Origin of the sequence: Paenibacillus sp. FSL H3-0321, assembly GCF_038002865.1 — a bacterium.
GTDB lineage: Bacteria > Bacillota > Bacilli > Paenibacillales > Paenibacillaceae > Paenibacillus_AQ.
Map to the genome: position 1 here is coordinate 5,869,258 of NZ_JBBODH010000001.1, position 19,980 is coordinate 5,889,237.

The window sequence follows — 19,980 nt, forward strand, 5'->3', positions numbered from 1 at the left end:
TACGAATTGGACATCAAGGATAGTCAACCAGGGCTTGCACCACAGCAGGCAGCGAGGGATACCGGGGCGGGGTTCACACTGAGCTGCAACATCAACGGCCAAGAGGTGTCTACGGAGGTTCCGCCGGCCCGCCGGCTGCTGAGCATTCTGCGCGAGGATTTGGAGCTTACCGGAACCAAAAGATCCTGCGAGATTGGCCGCTGCGGAGCCTGCATGGTTCTGATCGACGGCCGGCCGGTCAACTCTTGCCTGACGATGGCTTATCAATGCGAGGGAACGGAGATTACAACCATTGAAGGACTCAGCGAAGCGGGGCTGCATCCTGTGCAGCGTGCTTTTCTGGAAGAGGGAGGATTTCAGTGCGGCTACTGCACACCGGGGATGGTGATCTCGGTAGTCGCCCTGCTGGAGGAGAATCCGTCGCCTTCGCAGGAGGAAGTGGAAGAAGCGCTGTCTGGGAATATTTGCCGCTGTACCGGTTATGGCGGGATCTTGCGTGCGGTAAACAAAGCGATAGAAAGCGGGGTGGGCCGATGACTGTGCCGGATGATTTTTTAACGCTGGATAAGATCAATGGGCTAGGTAAGGAGGAATTCGTGAGAACCCTTGGAGGGATATTTGAGCATTCACCCTGGGTGGCGGAGGGGGCTTACGCGTACATTCCTTTTCAGTCCGTGGAACAGCTGCACGGTGTCATGCTGGAAACGGCACGAAGTGCGGAGCGAAGCCGGATTGAGGAGCTGCTGAGGTCCCATCCTGATCTGGCCACGCGGCTGCAGGTCACGCCGCTGTCGGCGGCAGAACAGCAGGGGGCGGGTCTGGATCAGCTGACACCTGCTGAGTTCGAGCGTTTGACCGGGTTGAATGCGGCGTATACGGAGAAGTTTCATTTCCCTTTTATTCTCGCTGTACGCGGCAAAAACAAGGATGACATTATCAAAGCGATCGGGGAACGGGTCAACCGTTCATTGGCGGAGGAATGGGAGCAGGCGCTCTATGAAATCGGCAAAATCACCAGCTTCCGGCTCCGCGATCTGATAACGGAAGAAAAATGATGCATTTAAAACGATGCAGCTAAAACTGAATCAATGCTGCATTCGCTACACAACCCGCAGGAGGGATCAGCCATGCCGGAACGGATGAAGGTACACGCCAAAAGACGGCAAAATGAGCAATTAAATGAGCAACTGAACAGACCACTGAACGGACATTGGATTAAACATTGGATTGAACTGCTAAAGCATGGAACGAAAGGCTTCGATAACTTCAACTTTGAAAATTCAACGGAAAAAGCTTGGCAGTGGGCGGGCATCCGTGTGATGGATATATCTCTCTTGCTGAAGTCAGGTTGGAAGGACAGGGGCCGGTGCATGCTCCGCAGGATATATCTGCGGGATGGACTGCCATGCCGGATTATAGTTAGTGCCGTGGTTCCTGGAGGGATTCCGGCATGAGCGGGCGGCTGACTACCCACGTTCTCGACCTGTCCGGGGGCATCCCCGCTGCCGGCATGGCACTTCAGCTATGGAGGCTGGAAGACGGGGCAGCTTCACTGCTGCGCGAAGCCGTAACGAATGCCGATGGCAGATTGGACGCTCCGCTGCTGGAAGGTGCAGAACTGGCAGCCGGCACCTATGAGCTGCTGTTTATGGCCGGAGATTATTTTCGCAGCAGCAGTTTGCCGTTTGAAGCCTCCGGAGAAGGGGGCAGTGCTGATGGAGCCGCTCCATTCTTTCTCGAACAAATCCCGATCCGCTTCAATATAACTGATTCGTCCGCCCATTATCATGTTCCGTTACTGGTGGCTCCCGGAGGGTACAGCACGTACCGGGGAAGCTAATGAAATCATAAAGATCAGATGACCGGAGGTGACCGATTCATGGAAGAAACCTATGAGCTTATCATCACAAATGGAGATGTAGTGCTCCCCGGGGAAGTGCTTAAGCTGGATATCGGGGTGAAGGACGGCAAGATCGCTGCCCTCGGCAAGCAGCTTGCGGCAGGAGCGGATACCCGCATCCTTGATGCGGAAGGACTATATGTGCTGCCGGGCATGATTGACATGCATGTCCACTTTAATGAACCGGCACTGGGCCATTGGGAAGGCTTCCGTACCGGTTCGGCGGCGCTGGCGGCAGGAGGCATCACCTGTTATGCAGATATGCCGCTGAACGGCAACCCGCCAACGGTCAATCAAGCCGCACTGCAGCTCAAGGCAGAAGCCGCATCCGGGAACTCTGCAGTGGATTATGTGCTGTGGGGCGGATTCGTTCCCGGTAATCTGGAAGATTTGGAGCATCTTGCGGCAGCCGGGGTTACAGGCTTTAAGGCCTTTATCTCCAACCCCGGCGGTGAAGGGGAAGGGAGATTCCGCGAGGTGGACGATGATACCCTCTATCAAGGGATGAAGAAAATTGCTGCGCTCGGCGGCATTCTTGCACTGCATGCAGAGAGCGAGGAGTTGACGGCGGCGTTGTCGGCCGACGCCCTGCGCAGCGGGCGGACCGGAGCGCGCGATTTTGCCGCTTCCCGCCCGGCGGAAGCCGAGCTGGAAGCGGTAGCCAAAGCGCTGCTATACAGTGAGCGAACCGGCTGCCGGCTGCACTTCGTGCATATCAGCACTTCTGCCGCGATTGAAATGATTCATGCTGCCAAGCTGCGCGGCCTTGATGTTACTGCGGAAACCTGCCCCCACTATCTCATCCTGAATGAGGATAACATGGAGGAACTGGGACCGCTGGCCAAATGTGCACCCCCGCTGCGCAGCCTGGAGGAACAAGAAAGCTTGTGGAAGGTACTCGCAGACGGTAAAATCGATCTCATCGCCTCAGACCATTCGCCTTGTCCGACAGAGCTTAAGCTTGCTCCCGGATTGTCTTTTTTTGAAGCGTGGGGCGGTATTTCCGGCGCACAGAGCAGCCTGGAGCTGATGTTCCACGAAGGGGTGAATGTGCGTGGGCTGCCAGTTACGCAGATTTCTGCGCTGCTGTCAGGACTTCCGGCGCGGCGATTCGGGCTGGATCACCGTAAAGGCTCGATCGCACCCGGACTGGATGCCGATCTGGTACTGCTGAATCCGGATCACTCCTATACCTTGGCGGCAGAAGATCTGTTATACCGTCATAAACATAGTCCTTATACCGGAATGACCTTGTCCTGCAAGGTAATGGCAACGCTCAGCCGGGGTACGGTTGTCTACAATGCGGAACAAGGTGTGGTGGCCGAAGGCGGCGGGGAGTGGCTGCGGACCTATGAAGGGCAGCCTTCTATATGAATACGCCGCTGATTCAGGCACCGGCCCGGGAGATGCTGATGCTGCTGGAGGAGCTTGCCGCTTTCAGCGCCCCCGGACCCGGGGTTACCAGGCTGCTGTACACACCGGAATGGCTTCAGGCCCAGCAGTTTCTGCAGGAGCGGATGGCCGGGATGGGCCTGGCGGTCAGGACAGACAGGGTGGGGAATGTTTATGGACGGCTCGGCGGATCACAACCGGACAGTAAAGTGATATTAACCGGATCTCATATTGATACGGTTCTGAACGGCGGCAAATATGACGGCGCTTATGGAATAGCCGCCGCCATGACGGCTCTGAATTATTTGCAGCAGAACTTCGGGCAGCCGCTGCGGACCCTGGAGGTTGTATCCTTCAGCGAAGAAGAAGGCAGCAGGTTTCCCTTGACCTTCTGGGGCTCGGGCCATGTTACGGGCCTGTATGATGGAAGCGAAGCCGAGACAGCCGCCGATTCAGAGGGTGTAACGATAAAATCAGCGATGGAAGCCTGCGGCTTAAGCTCGGAGCACCCGCTAGGAGATTTCCGGGATCTGGGAGATCATAGAGCAGTTGCGGCAGGACAAACGGCAGCCAGAACAGATATCGGCGTTTTTGTCGAATTGCATATTGAACAGGGGATTGTGCTGGAACAATCCGCGCTGCAGATTGGGGTCGTGCAGGCCATCGCCGGACAGAGGCGCTTTACCGTTAAGGTCGGCGGAACTGCCAATCATGCCGGCACAACACCGATGCTGCACCGGCGGGATGCGCTTGCCGGTGCAGCGGAAATGCTGCTGGAGCTGGAACGCTCTGCGGTGGAAGCCGGAGATCCGCTGGTAGCCACTTCAGGCAGGCTTGAGGTTTACCCGGGCACATCAAATGTTATTCCGGGGGACGTGCAGTTTACGCTGGACATCCGCCACAGTGAGGCGAAAAGGCTGGAGAGCTTCTGCTCTGGAGTGATGGCCGGATTTGAGGACATTGCAGCCAGGCGGGGACTGACGCTGGAAGTGGTCAGGACGTTGTCCACAGCGCCTGCGCCTATGGATCAAGGCCTGAGCAGGACGCTGGAACAGATCTGTCTGAGTCAGGGAAGAACCTTCCGCACCATGATCAGCGGAGCAGGGCATGATGCCCAGCTGTTTGCGTCCGGATGCCGGACAGCCATGATTTTTGTGCCCAGCCGGGCGGGAATCAGCCATTCCCCGGATGAATACTCGTCGCTGGAGGAGCTGGCAGCCGGGCTGGATGTCTTAACAGCTATGTTATATGAATTAGCCTATAAAGAGAGCTGAGTTAGCCTAGGGAGAGATGATTATGAAGCGGTACGAAGATTTGTCGCCGTCTCTGCGGTGCATTATGACCCCGGGTCCGGTGGAAGTCGATCCGCGCGTGCTGCGGGCCATGTCTTTTCCGGTATTGGGACAGTTCGATCCCGAATTTACGGGTATTATGAATGAAACGATGGAGATGCTGCGGGAACTGTTCGTTACGGACAATCAATGGGCTTTCCCTGTGGACGGCACTTCACGCTCCGGAATTGAAGCGGCAATGGTCAGTTTGATTGCTCCGGGGGACCGGGTGCTGATTCCGATTTTTGGCCGCTTCGGCCATTTGCTGCATGAAATCGCCGAACGCTGCGGGGCAGAGGTGCTGACGCTTGAGAAGGAATGGGGGTGCGTGTTTGACCCCGAGGAAGTGATTGCAGCCATGAAGAGCTTCAAGCCTGATATCGTGGCAATCGTACATGGAGAGACCTCCACGGGACGTGTGCAGCCGCTGGCCGGCATCGGGCGGGCCTGCCGTGAGCAGGATGCCCTGCTGATTGTGGATGCGGTGGCGACGATCGGAGGTGTGCCTGTGGAGACAGATGCCTGGCTGCTGGATGCCGTGATCGGCGGCACGCAGAAATGCCTGTCCATTCCTTCGGGCATGGCCCCGGTTACGTACAATGCACGGGCGGAGGCCAAGCTACTGAAGCGCAAGCGGGTGGAGCGTGGCCTGAGGACTGGTGAGGTGCAGGTTGAAGCGCTGGATTTTGTGCGCAGCAATTATTTTGACCTGGGAATGCTTCAGGATTACTGGAGCCCCCAGCGGCTGAATCATCATACAGAGATGACCTCCATGCTTTATGCGCTGCGCGAAGGGCTGCGGCTGGTGCTTGAGGAAGGGCTGGAGGCCCGGCATGCCCGGCATGCGCTGCATGAAGAGGCGCTAGTAGCCGGACTTACGGCAATGGGGCTGAAGCTGTACGGAGATCCTCAGAGCAAACTGACGGTGGTGACCTGTGTGCTTATTCCGGAGGGCGTTGACGGGGAAGCCGTGCGGACGATGCTGCTGGAACGCTTCGGCATTGAGATTGCCAGTTCTTTCGGGCCGTTAAAAGGGCGGATCTGGCGCATCGGCACGATGGGCTTCAGCTGCCGGGAGAATAATGTGCTGCGCCTGCTCGGTGCGCTGGAGGGGGCGCTGCTGCGGCATGGGCATGCTGTTCCCGCCGGGCTTGGTGTTCAGGCGGCACTTGACGTATATGATGCAAAAGTAAGATAATCGGTTGAATACTGCAGCCGGTCGAATGTAGGGAACAGGTGCTGTCCGGATGAAGCGGACGGCCCGCGCTTTAACCAAGAAACGGCTTGCGTCCTGCAAAGGGCAGTAAGGCCGTTTTTCTTAAAATATATGAATTTATATGCTTCACGCTATAAATTATCCTTCTATTTCTCGCTGAAACGGATACCGTCCTTTTGAGGACGGCGAAGCCGTTTCCACTTGTAATACAAGGTCATAGTTGTTTAACGCTGTAACTCAGTTTGTAGCTAAATGCAAGATATCGGAGGGGAGTGGAAGTCATGACTTATATTAGAAAACCTTTGGCGGATTGTGTGCCTGAGCTTGTGGCTACAGCCCGCGGCGATCAGCCGGCATCTTTGGTAATAACCGGCGGGAAGCTGGTCAATGTAATCTCCGGTGAAATTCTGGAGGGAATGTCTGTTGCGGTACAGGGGGGACGCATCGCCTATGTCGGTAAGGATGTTTCGCACACGATAGGAGCAGGCACACAGGTCATTGATGCAGCCGGCAGATATATCGCTCCGGGACTGCTTGACGGACATTGTCATATTGAGAGCACACAGCTGACAGCAACGGAATTTGCCCGTGCGGTCTTGCCGCTAGGGACAACTGGCGGGTTCTTCGACGCACATGAGATTGCCAATGTGTTCGGACTGAAGGGCATCAAGCTGATGCTGGATGAGATGCGCGGCACACCGCTTGCCGCTTATATGCAGGTAGCGTCCTGTGTGCCTTCGGCGGGAGCTGAATTCGAAACAACCGGCGCTTCTATTGGACCGGAGGAAGTGGCGGAGGCTTATACCTGGGGGCCGGATGTTATTGCCCTCGGTGAGGTGATGAACTTTCCGGGTGTAGTCTACGGCGATGAGAAAATGCTCGGCGAGATCCAGGCTACGCTGCGGGCCGGCAGATATGTGGATGGGCATTTTACCTGGCCGTCCAGTGACTGGAGGCTTCCGGTCTATGCGGCAGCGGGTGTAACCGGTGACCATGAGTGTGTTACCGCAGAAGATGTGATCGAGCGTGTCCGTCTGGGGATGTATGCCAAAATGCGCCGCGGTTCCGCCTGGCATGATGTGGCGAAGACGATCACAGCGCATACCGAACACGGGCTGGAGACGCGCCGTATGATGCTCGTTACCGATGACCGCAGCTCGGAATCACTGCGGGATGAAGGACATATGGATTTTGTGGTGCGCCATGCCATTTCCCAGGGTGTGAAGCCTGTCACTGCCTTCCAGATGGCAACGATCAATACCGCCGAGCGCTTCGGGGTAGCCCGCGATATCGGCTCAATTACTCCGGGCTCCTGCGCAGATATTATTTTGCTGGACGGAAATCTGGCCGATGTCAACGTCGTTATGACCATTGCTGCAGGTGTGGTCGTGGCCGAGAATGGCATCATGACGGCCTCGCTGCCGGCATTCACCTACCCGCAGGAAGTGCTGGCGTCCGTTCATTTGCCGCAGCTTCCGGTTCCGGATGATTTTATTATCCATGCTCCCGTGGAGTCGGGCAGTGTTGCTGTCCGGGTCATTAAGGTCATCGAGAACCATGTGGAGACCGGTGAACTCATTGTGCAGCGTCCTGTGAAGGACGGCAAGCTGCAGGTGGGAGACGGCCTATGCAAAATCGCTGTATTCGAACGGCATAAAGGAACCGGCAACAAATCGGTCGGGCTTGTGGAGGGAATTGGCTTCCATGAACCGGCGGCAATCGCCATGACCGTTGCCCACGACAGCCACAATGTGCTGATCATCGGCAACGATGATGAACTGATGGCCAAGGCCGCCCGGGCTGTAGCTGAAGCGCAGGGTGGAGTGGCTGTAATTACCGGCGGCGGCACGACCTTGTTCCCGCTTGCGATTGCCGGACTTATGTCCGCGGAACCATTTGAGACCGCTGCCGCCCAGTCCGCTGCTATCAGCAAAGCTCTGTACGATGCGGGCTGCACACTGAATTATGCTTTTATGACGCTGTCACTGCTTGCGCTTGCGGTAATTCCGACCTTGCGCATTTCGGATAAAGGACTGGTACGCATCTCTCCGGAAGAGGGAATCCAGCTGGTAACATTATTTTGCTAAGGCTGTCTTAGTCTTACAGTGACAAGTTTGAATTAAATAGAATGCTCTCTACTTAAATGGGGTGTCTCTTAGTCTGAATGCAGACAGAGACACCCCATTTCGCTATGAAATTGGTCCTTATATGGCGGCGTGGCAACATGTGGTGAAGTTCTTTTTTTGAGTCGGAAGTCGCAGAAGAAAGGTATCCTCTTAGATTTGAGGGCATATATTTAACCATTTCATCACATATTGAAACTAATTATTATAAAATTTTAATGAAAAACATTAACAAAATAATGAAAATAGACGATAATACCTATAAATTAATTAAAATTATTGCCAAATCGTGATTATCAGACAAAATGATTGAAAGCTCAAATATATGGAACGGGGTGGATGAGATGATCAAATTAGAAACGCAGGATATCGTGAATATTACTATAAAGCAAATTGCCGGTATTTTTAAAATGGAGCCGCTTGAGTTGAGATTTGTGAATGATTTTCAAGGAGAACAATATCTCTTAACGAATGACAAGCTGCATCTCAACAACCAGCATTACTGGGCAAAAGTTATGGAATGTGTTTTCGACAATCATGTCAGACCGGTTCTGATGTGTGAAGTGCTCTACTTCCTGCGCAATGAATTTCTGGAGAGCGACATCAAGCTCAGCTTCTCCTATGATTTTGCCGAAGGTGCAGACGGAGCGGCAACGGTATCTGCGGAAGTCAGCTTTAATGATTCACCGGAACTGCAGCCGGGAGAAATTGCCGAACTGATTGATTTTGCACTGTCCCTCCAGGACAAACAATGGTTTGAGGAACTGACCTCCAAATACAAACAACTGACTGCATGAGATTGATGCACAGTTCTATCATACCCGCATTTAATAAGCCGCCCTGTCCGCAGTGTTCATCTGCGCAAGGGGCGGCTTATTTCTTTGATATATAGATTGAACTTATAATTCTTCTATTTTGGGATTGGCCGTGACTCCAGAGAATATTTGGACTTCCTGAAATTAACCGCGAATCGCTGTAGAAATCCAAACCTTGCCCATGCTTCCGAAGTGAGCTTTCCTGCGGATAGCTTTCAGGCGGACGCTATCGCTCCTCCAGTTCCAAAATTCCCCTCTGCTACTTTTCCCTTTACTATGGGTTCAAATGCACTATAAAACAGCTTCCTTCAGCCAGCCTTGAGCATTCTCACTGACCTTTTGTGCCAGAAAGTCCAGCCATTCTTCACTGTCGTTCAAACAGGGGGCGGCAAGGAAGGAGTCTGCTTGTCCACCTCCGGCAGCAAATTGTTCTCTTCCTTCCACAGCAAGCTCATGCAATGTTTCCAGGCAATCGGTCACAAGTCCGGGCGAAAAAATCATCGGCCGCTGAATCCCGCGTCCGGCCAGCCCCTTCAGGACTTCCTCTGTAGATGGCCCGATCCATTCCTCGCGGCCAAAACGGGATTGAAATGAGATTTGCCAATCCCCGGACGCCCAATTCATCGCTTCTGCGAGCAGGCGGGCCGTTTCCAGACACTGCTCCGGGTAGGGGTCTCCGGTCTCTGCATACCTGCTGGGAATCCCGTGAAAGGTCAGCACGAAGTAATCCGGTTTGGTGTTTATTTTACGTAGTTCTCGCAGTAAAAGCTCTTTCATGGCAAGGATATACCCCGGTGCATTATAGTAGGCTTCCATAAACCGGAGTGCGGGTACAAAACGTTTGGATACCGGTCCGGCAGCGCTGCGGCGTCCGAGAGCGGCAAAGCAGGCGGCGTCGTAGACGGATGCTGTGGTAGTAGAAGAATATTGTGGAAACAAGGGGACCACGATGATCCGGGTCACTCCGGAGGACTCCAGTTTGGCAAATGCCTTTTCCATGCCGGGCTCACTGTAGGCAAGACCCAGCTCCACCTGATAATGGCTGCCGAGCAGCTTTTGCAGTCCAGCCACCTGGGCCTGTGAATGAAGCAGCAGTGGGGAACCTTCTTTGAGCCAGATTTCGCTGTAGAGCTTGGCAGACCGGCGTGGCCTTACCCGTAAAATAATTCCGCGCAGCAGCGGTTGCCACAGCAGAGGGGGATAATCAATGATCCGGCGGTCGGACAGGAACCTCCGCAGATAAGGGCGTACCGACTTGGCGGTGGGGGCGTCAGGTGTTCCGATTTGGGCGAGAATGACGCCGATAGAGGGCTGATTCAACGTAGTGAACGCTCCTTTACATTAACATGACATCGTTATAAAGTATCATAATCCTCTTAGTAAGTACAATACAGGACATCACATTATTATCATATGACGGAGTAAATGGGAGTATTTGAGAGATAAAAAATTTATTGAATTAAAATAAAATGAAAATAGTGATGTTTCTAATAGGGTGTGTGATTTTATGTACAGAGAAGCCAAGCTTTGATTTGATACCATCAAGCCAGAAATTGCCTCTAGCAGACATGAACTAATAAATGTGAATTAATTCACCTATATATGTGAATTGTTTCACCTTTTGAATGGGATATTCGTAAGAGCTCTTCTATGGTGCATGGGATAGCTGACGGGGGACGGGAAAGGGGGGATGACCTCTTAGGAGGAAGCAGGATCTTCTTCTTAAGAAGGGATGAGAGATGGTCAAACGGAAGATCAGCTGTAAAGTGCTACATACTACTGGGGATATGGTAAAGGAGAATACTCATTGAAAAAACTGATTTCTTTGACTGTAAGCGCAGCCTTGTTGCTTGCGCCAATCGCTTACACAATTAATGCACCTGCACTGAATTTGAAGGTGGATGCAGTTTCTGCCGCTTCGGAAGAAGCAACGGCTAAACCGGAAGCAACACCAAAGGCAACAGCCAAACCGGCTGCAACGCCCAAAGCGACTGAAAAACCAGCAGCAACAAAGAAACCGGCTGCAACGCCCAAAGCGACTGCGAAGCCAGCTGCAACAGCGAAGCCAGCTGCAACAGCGAAGCCAGCTGCAACAGCCAAACCAGCTACCACAGCTAAACCAGCTGCAACGGCTAAACCAGCTGCAACAGCTAAACCAGCTACCACAGCTAAACCGACTGCCACAGCTAAACCAGCCGCTACTGCTAAGCCTGTAACGGTTCAACAAGATGTGTATCAAGACGGGGTATATGTAGCTTACGGCGATGCTTACTCCAAAGGTACCGAAGGCGCGAAAGTAACGATTAAAGACGGCAAAATCGCTTCCATTGATCTGCTGAGAACATCTCCGAAGCTGATCGACAGAAATGTCCGTGAGAATTACAGCGGCCTCTGGGCGGCATATGGTCTGATGAAAGACAGACTGCTCGGCAAGACAAGAGTCGGAGCTGCTGCAGTGGATGCCGTTTCCGGCGCAACCCGCTCGAGCAACGGCTGGAAATTGTCGGTAGACAGAGCGTTTGAAAGAGCGCTGAAAGTAAAACCGGCTGATGCCACTTATTTTGAAGGCGACATCATGGGTATTGATCCTCAAGGTAAATATGCGGTATTCGCAACCTACGATGCTGCCAAGCTGACTGCGGTTAAACTGTATCCGCTGACAACAAGCGGAGATTTCGTGGATGAAAAAACCTACACTGCAGAGCAAACTGCAGCGATTGCGGCAATCACACCTGTACTGCTCGCAAACGGTTCGTCCGCACAACCTGTAGCCGGATTTGAAGCTGAATCCAAAGCTGCAATCCAGGCATTCTGGGATGCAGAGCAAAACGCCCTTATCAACAATACTTCCGCTTATGTTGACGGATTCTACTCTTCCTACGGTACTGCAAGAAGCGTAGGCGTGGAAAGAGCCGATATCGTTATCCGCAACGGCAAGCTGGTAGATGTGAAGCTGTACAGACTGGGTTCCAATCTGGTAGACAGAGGCGCAACTGCTTATGCAGAAGTTGTGAAAGCAAATGCACCAATGACAGCCAAATTACTTGCCAACGGTTCTTATTTGGCCAATTATGATGAAAAGGTAGACGGTATTTCCGGCGCTACCGAAAGCAGTCATGGCTGGAACCAAGCTGTAGAAAGAGCTTACGAGAAGGCACTGAAAGTTCCTGCAGAAGGCCAATATTTTGAAGGCAAATTCGCCGGCGTAGACAACCAGAACAGAGTCCTGCTGCTGGTCGACATTGCTGCCGACAAAGTAAGCGGCATTAAAGTAAGCCTCTTTGCAGCTGACGGCAAAATTATTGCCGATGACAAGCTGACACCTGAACAAAAAACTGTAGTTGGACTGCTGACTGCAGGTTTGCTTGAACAAGGCGTGGATTTGACGGATGTTCCGGGTCAAGAAGTTTTGTCCAAAGCAGCAAAAGCAGCTCTGACAGACGCTTTGACCAATGCTTCCAAAGTACAAGGCACTTATAAAGACGGCACTTTCACCGCTTTCGGTGATGCTTATGATAAAGGAACCAACAAAGCAGACGTTACTCTGCGCAACGGCAAGATTGTGAATGTTGCTCTTTCCCGTGTAGGTATGAATATGGTGGATTTAGGTAAAGCGGCTTATGCTGAAGTTCAAAAAGCAATTCCGCAGCTGACTACCAGCTTCCTTGCTGCAGGAACAAGAGAAGGTGTGCAATCAGTAGATGCCATCTCCGGCGCTACAAGCAGCAGCAATGCACTGAAAGCTGCCGTAGACAGAGCTTATGGTAAAGCTGAAGTTGTAGAAACCGACAAAGCAGCTTACTTCGATGGAATTTTCATTGGAGCAAGTGCCGACAAATCCGTCAATGTTATGGTTACTGTCAAAAATAATATTCCTGTGTTGATGCTGGTCTATTATCTCGACGGTGCCGGAAAAGTGAAGACCCCATATCTATTAACACCGGCTGAGCTTGCGGTGAAGACAGAAATTGAGTCCACTTCCAGCAACAATGGCCTGCATAAATACGGATACCGCCCGGCAGCCTTCGGAGCCAATGATGCTGAGAAGGATGTTTCCGCCAAAGCAGTAGAAGCAATCAAAGCTGCCCTGGAAGCAGCAGGCAAATAATTCAGCAACGTCTATAGAGGAGGTTATTCAGGGCCCTGCAAATGGCTCTGGATAGCCTCTTTTTATGCTGTAAGCAAAGGCTATTGACCGGCTTGGTACAGGCCCGGGCATAATTATGAATCGTTATCGTATAGTAATTTAAAGGGATTTCGAAGGTGAATGTCAAAAGTTTAATATACACAGCAGGATATAATACCTGCTAGTAATGGGAGGCTCCAACATGACACTAATTAAACAGCTATCTCCGCAGGACGAATTTGTCGGGTTCTATCTGTTACGGGAGCTGACGCTCAAACAGACAAACGGTACTCCTCCAAAGGATTATTTTGATATTGTACTCGGTGATTCAAGCGGTCAGATAACATCCAAATATTGGGATGTCAGCACAACTGATAAAGAAACCTTTTTCCCCATGGCTCTGGTGAAGGTGCGCGGCATAGCACATACCTACCGTGAGAAGCTGCAGGTCAAGATTACCAAGATCAGGCTGGCTAATGAGACGGACGGTGTATCACTCACTGATTTTATCCGGTCTGCTCCAATCCGTCCCGTTGATCTTATCCATACGATTAAAGGGGTGATGAGCAGCATTGCCGATCAGGAGATTTCCGCTATCGTCTCCTTCTGTGTCGGTAAGGTGGAAGAGAAGCTGATGCATTATCCCGCAGCCAAGACCTATCACCATGCTTATTTTGCCGGACTTGCCTATCATATGGTGCGGATGCTGGAGATTGGTGATTTTCTCTGCAAACAGCGTCCGTTCCTGAACCCTGATCTGATGAAGGCGGGGATCATTCTGCATGATATCGCCAAGCCGGAGGAGATGATTTCCCAGTTTGGCATTGTGTCGGATTACAGTGTGCAGGGGAAGCTGATCGGCCATATCTCGATGGCGTCGAACTGGATTACCGAGGCCGCGATTCGTTTAGGTTTTACTCTGGATTCGGAAAAGGTTATCGCGCTGCAGCATTTGGTCTTATCCCATCATAATCTGGGCGAATGGGGAAGCCCTGTTCAGCCGCAAACGGCGGAAGCGGTGGCGCTGCATCATATCGATGCGATGGATGCCAAACTGCAGATGGTGGAGGATGCGCTGGATACGACCCCGGAAACCGAAGAATGGACACCGTTTATCCGGGGACTGGAGAACAAGGCGGTTTACCGGTCGAAAATCTAGAATCGTCAAAAACGCAAAGAGCAGGTCTTCTTGAGTAACGGAGAAGACCTGCTCTTTATTTTGATCCACAGCGGGTTGCAGGGCTGTCTCAGAAGCGCTGCTCAAAAGGTGCTGCAGGGAGCAGCGGAACCCGCTTTTTGCCGGGTTTCTTTGCTGCTTTTTTGGGCGGCGATTTAAAAGGAGTATACCCGCCCGAATACATCGTTCCGGCTCTATAGCCTTGGCTGTCCGCGAGCAGCAGCGGTTCGAATTGCTGCTGCTGTTCCATCAGCTTCAATAAGATGATAGCCGCAGCCCGGGCATCATCGAGTGCGTCATGATGCTTCAGACGGATGCCGAAATGCTGTGAGATTACATTCAATTTATGGGAAGGCAATTCCTGGAGCATTTTTTTTCCCAGCAGATAGGTGCACATATATTGAAAATTCGGGTAGCTGGTCCCTGAGGCGTCCAGACAATAACGGAGCACGCTCATATCGAAGGCGGCATTATGCGCCACGACGATTTCGCCTTGCAGCAGCGGTTCGAGCAATGGCCACAGCTCAGTAAAAGTAGGCTGCCCCTGGACCATTGACGGCGTGATCCCGTGAATAGCAATGTTCATCCCGTCAAACCGCTGGCGCGGGTCAATCAGCCAGACATGCTCGGCTGTAATAACGCCTTCTCTAACCTGGACAAGACCCAGGGAGCAGGCGCTGGAGCGGCTGGAATTAGCCGTCTCAAAGTCAATTGCTGTAAAGTTCATTTGGTAAAGCCCCTTATCTATCAGGTATATCATTAATACTAAAGTAGTGAGGGGGTAAATACAATCTAGCAATTTTACAAAACCTTGTGAGTATGATATTCCTTATATATGAAAAATTGGAAGAGTACATCGAGGGATGAGGAGATGAGGCTATGCTGCAGCTGCTAAAGGGTCAAAAGGTAGATGTAACAAAAGGGAAAAACGTAAATGAGCTTACGTTATCCTTCGGATGGTCAACCGCTAATCAAGAGATGGGGATAGATGCCGCTGCATTTTTGTTGTCAGAGCGGGGACGCTGCGAACGTGATGAGGACTTTATTTTCTATGGAAATCCGGTATCACAGGATGGAGCTGTAACACACACAGTCTTGAAGCAGGGAGATAAGGAAAGTCTCTCGGTTTCATTGTCCCGTCTGCCGCAGCAGGTTGCCCGGATCGCCTTGACATTGACTATCTATGAAGGCGAACAGCTGAATCATCGCATGAAAGATGTATCCGGCCTTTATCTGAAGCTCCAGGATCGTCAGAGCGGCGAGGAACTGCTCCGTTTTGAGTATGGCTCTGATTTATCCGATGAGACAGCGATCGTAGCGGGAGAATTATACCGCCATAACGGGGAGTGGAAATTTAACGCCATCGGCAGCGGTTTTAATGGAGGCTTGGCTGCACTATGCGTCAATTTCGGACTTGAAGTGGAAGAGGCGGGTTCTGCGGAGGTTGCTGCTGCGGCTGAAGTGCTGGCACCGCTTGAACCGCCTTCACCAACGCTGCCGCCAGCACCAGCCGAGCCGTCCGCTCCACCGGAACCTGTAAAGAATTCTGTCCTGTCTACCATTGACCTGCGCAAAAAAATAGTTCAGTTCACACTCGAAAAGAAGCAGTTGACCGGAGTAACGGCCCGGGTTGGGGTTGTGCTGGATATCAGCGGCTCCATGAGAGATCTGTATGCCCGAGGCATCGTGCAGGAAGTCGTGGAACGGATATTGGCCGTTGCCTGCAAATTTGACGACAATGGTTCGCTGGATGTCTGGGTGTACGATAACGAATTCAGCCGGCTCCCTTCGGTTACGGAACGGGACTTTGAACAATATGTACAAAGACATATTCTAAAAAATCCTTCGATTCATAAATTCGGGCGGAACAATGAACCTCCGGTGATGGAGGATGTGATCCGCAAGTATACCAAAGAAGATAAGGATTCTACTCCGGTATTTATCATATTTATCAATGACGGAGGCGTCTTGAAATTAACCAAGAAGGTGATTATGAAGGCAGCCGTCCAGCCGATATTCTGGCAGTTTGTCGGGATCGGCAATTCGGATTTCGAAGTGCTGGAAGGATTGGACAACATGACCGGCAGAGTCGTGGACAATGCGGACTTTGTTCACTTGGACCGGATTGAAGGAGTATCGGATGACGAGCTGTACGACAGGCTGCTCAATGAATTTCCGCACTGGCTGAAGGCGGCCAAGGACAAACGGATTCTCACGACGTAAGAGGAAGTTCAACATTTTTGCAAGAATAGGCTGGCCCATGGGCTAGCCTATTCTTGTGGTTAGGGGTTGTTCCCTCTCAGCACCGGGGAAGGATTGCAGATCCAGCCGGAAACCTTTAACCAGAGTATTCCCGTTCATAATATCGGTCTCGAAATGCCGTTTGAAGCCCAGCCGTTCGTAGAGCCTGATCGCCGAGACCATCATATCCGAGGTGTGCAGGTTCAGGGTGGAGGCGCCCAACTCACGGGATCTCCGGGCGGCTTCCCGAATCAGGAGTGCAGCAACGCCGCGGCCGCGTAGGTCAGGGGAGACGGCAAGCAGGCGCAGTACAGGGGAGTGGATGCCAAGCTCCGGCTTGCCGTAAGCCGTTTCCGAGGAGGTGAACAACAATGCGCTGCCGACAATCTGCTGGCCGGTTTCAGCGATAATGCGCGCGAACGGGGCATCACCGTGTACGGAATCAAGGATTGAATTCCGGTACGCTTCCCACTGCGGCTCAGGCATGTCGGCAGAATATTGGCTGTATGCGGACAGCAGCACTTCGGCGATGGCTTCGCGCTCATTATCTGCAGCGTCACGAATAATGATCTCTTTTGACATATTCACGATATACCTCCCTTGCATAAGTCAGATAGAAAGATCAGGCGAGTGACATTATTATAACTGACAAATCGCATAGACATAAGAGGAATTTAATGATTCTGATAAATGAATAGAAAAGTTCTATCCATCTTTGTGACTTATTTAACTAGGTCTGCCCAATTAACAAACAAACACGGTTTTCGAGACACTGTAAATAACGGTTAGGGTCTCGGCGGAAGCGAAGGCGTTTGTTACCTTCGAGAAGTCGGGATTCCCATCCCTTACGTTCGCGAAGGTAACACTCATATTCCACACAGCTCAGCTGATTCAAGAGATTCTCTTGTTTCAAGGCATCCTCGACCCAAACAACAAATTCTCCATTTCGCCAGATGTAGCGATTCCAACTGCGCAGCCCCGTCATTCGGCGGTGACGCATCTGGTCCGGCAGAAAAACCGTTCATGGTCATTATTTGTCCTTGGTAGGTACGGCGTATCGTAACACGCAAACAATCCTTGCCAAAATCCGGTGCTATATCGCTCAGATTCTCGACCATTTCGGTATCTTCTTTTCGGGTATAGGAACGTCTCAATTCGGTGCGGAGCCACTGCATTTGCACACGAACGCATTCTGCGGTTTACGGTGCAGGCGCACTCAAAATATGGGCAGCATCTTGAAGAGGCTTCAGCCAATGCTTTACTTTGTGGTATGAGGAGCAGAAGCTATCCAATGTTTCAAACAACTTCAGGAGTTTCTCACTGTAGGCGAACCCCCTTTTTTAGCGCTTCGTTGAAGCGAACCTTGAATCGCTAAGGCTTCTTCGTATACGCGAATCCCCGGAAGATCGAGCGGTGGATTCCCATCTTCGAGCAAAACGGCGCGCCACCCCCGCCAAGACTTCGCGGAGATGGTCGGTGACCGATGCGCGAAGTAGCGTCAGATATCGCTCGTACAGTCGTTCACAATTCCGCTCGGAAGTAATGACTCCCCGTCGATTGAGCTCCTCGTGCAGTTCGGAAAGTGTGTTTATAAGATTTCCATTACGCTTAACATGTTGCTCAACATCATTTACTAGCACTCTGACATAACGCTTACCATTCTAAATTAAGTGGAATAATATTGAATTTTATTGCAATATATGCTAGTATTTAAATGTAATATAACTCATGTTTCCCAAAGGGGCGTGTGACATGAAAAATAAAGTTTAGTAGAATCTAACTTACTTTGATTTTTTTTGGTATTTAAGTTTTTTCTCGGAATTAGTTTAATTGAAAGTTTGAGTTCGATTAAACGATAACTAAATATTTTTTTATAATCACTCGTGAAAAAAAACACATACTAATGATGGCTAAATTATTTAATTCGATATATATCTAAAGGAGATGTTTACGTTGAATCATATAAAAAAAATATCAGTATCTTTAGCTACTCTAATGATGGTTCTAGCACCTACAAGTGCAATTTTCGCTGAAGAAGCTGTTACAAACAACACGTTGCTGTCACAAGAAACGCAACCCTTAGGCAATGTTACTTTACAAGGAACAGAATGGGCACAGGTTGGACAGCAAACCGTACCTATTTACATGAATGGGCAAATAAAAGTCGTGTTAAATGGTCAATTTGGAGATATTTGCACTGTACATGCTATTGATCAATATAATAACCGAACTTACTTAGGACAATTGAACAATAAGGAATCCTTAATAACTAAACTATATGGTTACTACAAGATTGAATTAAATTTAATTAGTTCTAATCAATCAACTGGATCAACCTTCTACGTCATCTATTAGTAACTTTGTATACCTCCTGCATTTGTCTATATAAAAAAACAACAGGCGATAAAATTGCCCTGTTGTTTTTTTTTTCTAGGTCTGCCCAATTAACAAACAAACACGGTTTTCGAGACACTGTAAATAACGGTTAGGGTCTCGGCGGAAGCGAAGGCGTTTGTTACCTTCGAGAAGTCGGGATTCCCATCCCTTACGTTCGCGAAGGTAACACTCATATTCCACACAGCTCAGCCGATTCAAGAGATTCTCTTGTTTCAAGGCATCCTCGACCCAAACAACAAATTCTTCATTTCGCCAGATGTAGCGATTCCAACTGCGCAGCCCCGTCATTCGGCGGTGACGCATCTTGGTCCGACGGAAAAATCGTTCATGGTCATTATTTGTCCTTGGTAGGTACGGCGTATCGTAACACGCAAACAATCCTTGCCAAAATCCGGTGCTATATCGCTCAAAATTCCCGACCATTTCGGTATCTTCTTTTCGGGTATAGGACCGTCTCAATTCGGTGCGGAGCCACTGCATTTGCACACGAACGCATTCTGCGGTTTGCGGTGCGTGCGCACTCAAAATATGGGCAGCATCTTGAAGAGGCTTCAGCCAATGCTTTACTTTGTGGTATGAGGAGCAGAAGCTATCCAATGTTTCAAACAACTTCAGGAGTTTCTCACTGTAGGCGAACCCCCTTTTTTAGCGCTTCGTTGAAGCGAACCTTGAATCGCTAAGGCTTCTTCGTATACGCGAATCCCCGGAAGATCGAGCGGTGGATTCCCATCTTCGAGCAAAACGGCGCGCCACCCCCGCCAAGACTTCGCGGAGATGGTCGGTGACCGATGCGCGAAGTAGCGTCAGATATCGCTCGTACAGTTGTTCACAATTCCGCTCGGAAGTAATGACTCCCCGTTGATTGAGCTCCTCGTGCAGTTCGGAAAGTGTGTAATGCTGCTTGAACCGAAGCTCTCCGACGAGGGCAAGAACATCGAATCCGTAAGAAGTATGTTTAATCACGAGCGCATCGGCCTCGGCGGATCGAAAATAGGATTCCGGATACGGGCACTCCAAATTCGGGCAGACGTATGCCATATTCCAGATATCGAAGATTCCGTTCAGGGTATTGACGTATTTATGCCAAGCAGTATGGTGCCGCTTCAATTTCGTTCCGCAGTGCGGACATTGCCGCAGTTCGCTATGGAAATACATTCTTTTTTTCGGGGTAATCCGGTTTTTAGTTGAAGGCATGAATACCTCCTCCTTCCTTACCCTTTATTACCCCTTAGGAGAATATTTCCACACCGTTAGTCAAACGA

17 protein-coding genes and 1 pseudogene are annotated in these 19,980 nt (G+C 51.0%); 14 read left to right on the top strand and 4 right to left on the bottom strand.

Annotation, left to right across the window (positions count from 1 at the left end):
• Nucleotides 1-6 precede the first annotated feature (6 nt).
• The 9 genes from MHI45_RS26315 (at nt 7) to MHI45_RS26355 (ending at nt 8,759) form a co-directional block, all read left to right on the top strand.
• Nucleotides 7-537, top strand: a complete 531-nt coding sequence (locus MHI45_RS26315) for a (2Fe-2S)-binding protein (RefSeq protein ID WP_439823195.1) — start codon at nt 7-9, stop codon at nt 535-537.
• On the top strand, nt 534-1,055 hold the full coding sequence (gene uraD / locus MHI45_RS26320) for a 2-oxo-4-hydroxy-4-carboxy-5-ureidoimidazoline decarboxylase (protein WP_076114165.1): 522 nt from the start codon (nt 534-536) through the stop codon (nt 1,053-1,055). Before MHI45_RS26315 ends, uraD begins: the two co-directional genes overlap by 4 nt.
• Before the next feature lie 72 nt (nt 1,056-1,127).
• The gene (locus MHI45_RS26325) at nt 1,128-1,454 is read left to right on the top strand and encodes a hypothetical protein (RefSeq protein WP_076114166.1); all 327 of its coding nucleotides are present in this window, start codon (nt 1,128-1,130) and stop codon (nt 1,452-1,454) included.
• Nucleotides 1,451-1,840: a hydroxyisourate hydrolase gene (uraH, locus tag MHI45_RS26330; protein WP_076114167.1), complete on the top strand. Its 390-nt coding sequence runs from the start codon at nt 1,451-1,453 to the stop codon at nt 1,838-1,840. Before MHI45_RS26325 ends, uraH begins: the two co-directional genes overlap by 4 nt.
• Nucleotides 1,841-1,879: 39 nt before the next feature.
• Complete coding sequence (gene allB / locus MHI45_RS26335; protein WP_341119683.1) at nt 1,880-3,274, top strand: allantoinase AllB; 1,395 nt, start codon at nt 1,880-1,882, stop codon at nt 3,272-3,274.
• Nucleotides 3,271-4,566: a Zn-dependent hydrolase gene (locus MHI45_RS26340; protein WP_341119684.1), complete on the top strand. Its 1,296-nt coding sequence runs from the start codon at nt 3,271-3,273 to the stop codon at nt 4,564-4,566. The genes allB and MHI45_RS26340 overlap by 4 nt, the downstream gene beginning before the upstream one ends.
• A 22-nt stretch (nt 4,567-4,588) precedes the next feature.
• Nucleotides 4,589-5,821 (top strand): pyridoxal-phosphate-dependent aminotransferase family protein, encoded by a 1,233-nt coding sequence (locus MHI45_RS26345; protein WP_076114171.1) that lies wholly within the window; start codon nt 4,589-4,591, stop codon nt 5,819-5,821.
• A 299-nt stretch (nt 5,822-6,120) separates the two neighbouring features.
• Nucleotides 6,121-7,926, top strand: coding sequence for an adenine deaminase (locus tag MHI45_RS26350; RefSeq protein WP_231578390.1), 1,806 nt, complete (start codon nt 6,121-6,123; stop codon nt 7,924-7,926).
• Between the two features lie 380 nt (nt 7,927-8,306).
• Entirely contained in the window at nt 8,307-8,759 is a 453-nt protein-coding gene (locus MHI45_RS26355; protein WP_038587350.1) for an IDEAL domain-containing protein, read from the top strand.
• Between the two features lie 309 nt (nt 8,760-9,068).
• Here MHI45_RS26355 and hemH read toward each other — a convergent pair whose 3' ends face one another.
• Nucleotides 9,069-10,097: a ferrochelatase gene (gene hemH / locus MHI45_RS26360; protein WP_076114172.1), complete on the bottom strand. Its 1,029-nt coding sequence runs from the start codon at nt 10,095-10,097 to the stop codon at nt 9,069-9,071.
• Nucleotides 10,098-10,584: 487 nt separating this feature from the next.
• On the opposite strand from hemH, the gene MHI45_RS26365 reads away from it, so the two are divergent.
• Together MHI45_RS26365 and MHI45_RS26370 are read left to right on the top strand one after the other, a co-directional pair.
• Nucleotides 10,585-12,885 carry an FMN-binding protein gene (locus tag MHI45_RS26365; RefSeq protein ID WP_076114173.1) on the top strand — a complete coding sequence of 767 codons (2,301 nt, stop codon included), beginning with the start codon at nt 10,585-10,587 and terminating at the stop codon, nt 12,883-12,885.
• 220 nt (nt 12,886-13,105) lie between these two features.
• Complete coding sequence (locus MHI45_RS26370) at nt 13,106-14,062, top strand: 3'-5' exoribonuclease YhaM family protein (protein ID WP_076114174.1); 957 nt, start codon at nt 13,106-13,108, stop codon at nt 14,060-14,062.
• An 88-nt stretch (nt 14,063-14,150) separates the two neighbouring features.
• Here MHI45_RS26370 and MHI45_RS26375 read toward each other — a convergent pair whose 3' ends face one another.
• Nucleotides 14,151-14,807 (bottom strand): 3'-5' exonuclease, encoded by a 657-nt coding sequence (locus tag MHI45_RS26375; RefSeq protein WP_076114175.1) that lies wholly within the window; start codon nt 14,805-14,807, stop codon nt 14,151-14,153.
• Between the two features lie 152 nt (nt 14,808-14,959).
• Here MHI45_RS26375 and MHI45_RS26380 point away from each other — a divergent pair.
• Together MHI45_RS26380 and MHI45_RS26385 are read left to right on the top strand one after the other, a co-directional pair.
• Nucleotides 14,960-15,430, top strand: a pseudogene (locus tag MHI45_RS26380) (TerD family protein); the annotation flags it as partial.
• A 201-nt stretch (nt 15,431-15,631) separates the two neighbouring features.
• The gene (locus MHI45_RS26385) at nt 15,632-16,303 is read left to right on the top strand and encodes a vWA domain-containing protein (protein WP_256718270.1); all 672 of its coding nucleotides are present in this window, start codon (nt 15,632-15,634) and stop codon (nt 16,301-16,303) included.
• A 42-nt stretch (nt 16,304-16,345) separates the two neighbouring features.
• Here the strand turns inward: MHI45_RS26385 and MHI45_RS26390 are convergent, their stop codons facing one another.
• Nucleotides 16,346-16,909 carry a GNAT family N-acetyltransferase gene (locus MHI45_RS26390; protein WP_076114176.1) on the bottom strand — a complete coding sequence of 188 codons (564 nt, stop codon included), beginning with the start codon at nt 16,907-16,909 and terminating at the stop codon, nt 16,346-16,348.
• 1,365 nt (nt 16,910-18,274) lie between these two features.
• Between MHI45_RS26390 and MHI45_RS26395 the strand changes: the two genes are divergently transcribed.
• Nucleotides 18,275-18,676, top strand: coding sequence for a hypothetical protein (locus tag MHI45_RS26395; protein WP_076114672.1), 402 nt, complete (start codon nt 18,275-18,277; stop codon nt 18,674-18,676).
• Between the two features lie 687 nt (nt 18,677-19,363).
• On the opposite strand, the gene MHI45_RS26400 is transcribed toward MHI45_RS26395, so the two are convergent.
• Nucleotides 19,364-19,912 carry a hypothetical protein gene (locus MHI45_RS26400; RefSeq protein ID WP_341119685.1) on the bottom strand — a complete coding sequence of 183 codons (549 nt, stop codon included), beginning with the start codon at nt 19,910-19,912 and terminating at the stop codon, nt 19,364-19,366.
• Between the last annotated feature and the right edge of the window lie 68 nt (nt 19,913-19,980).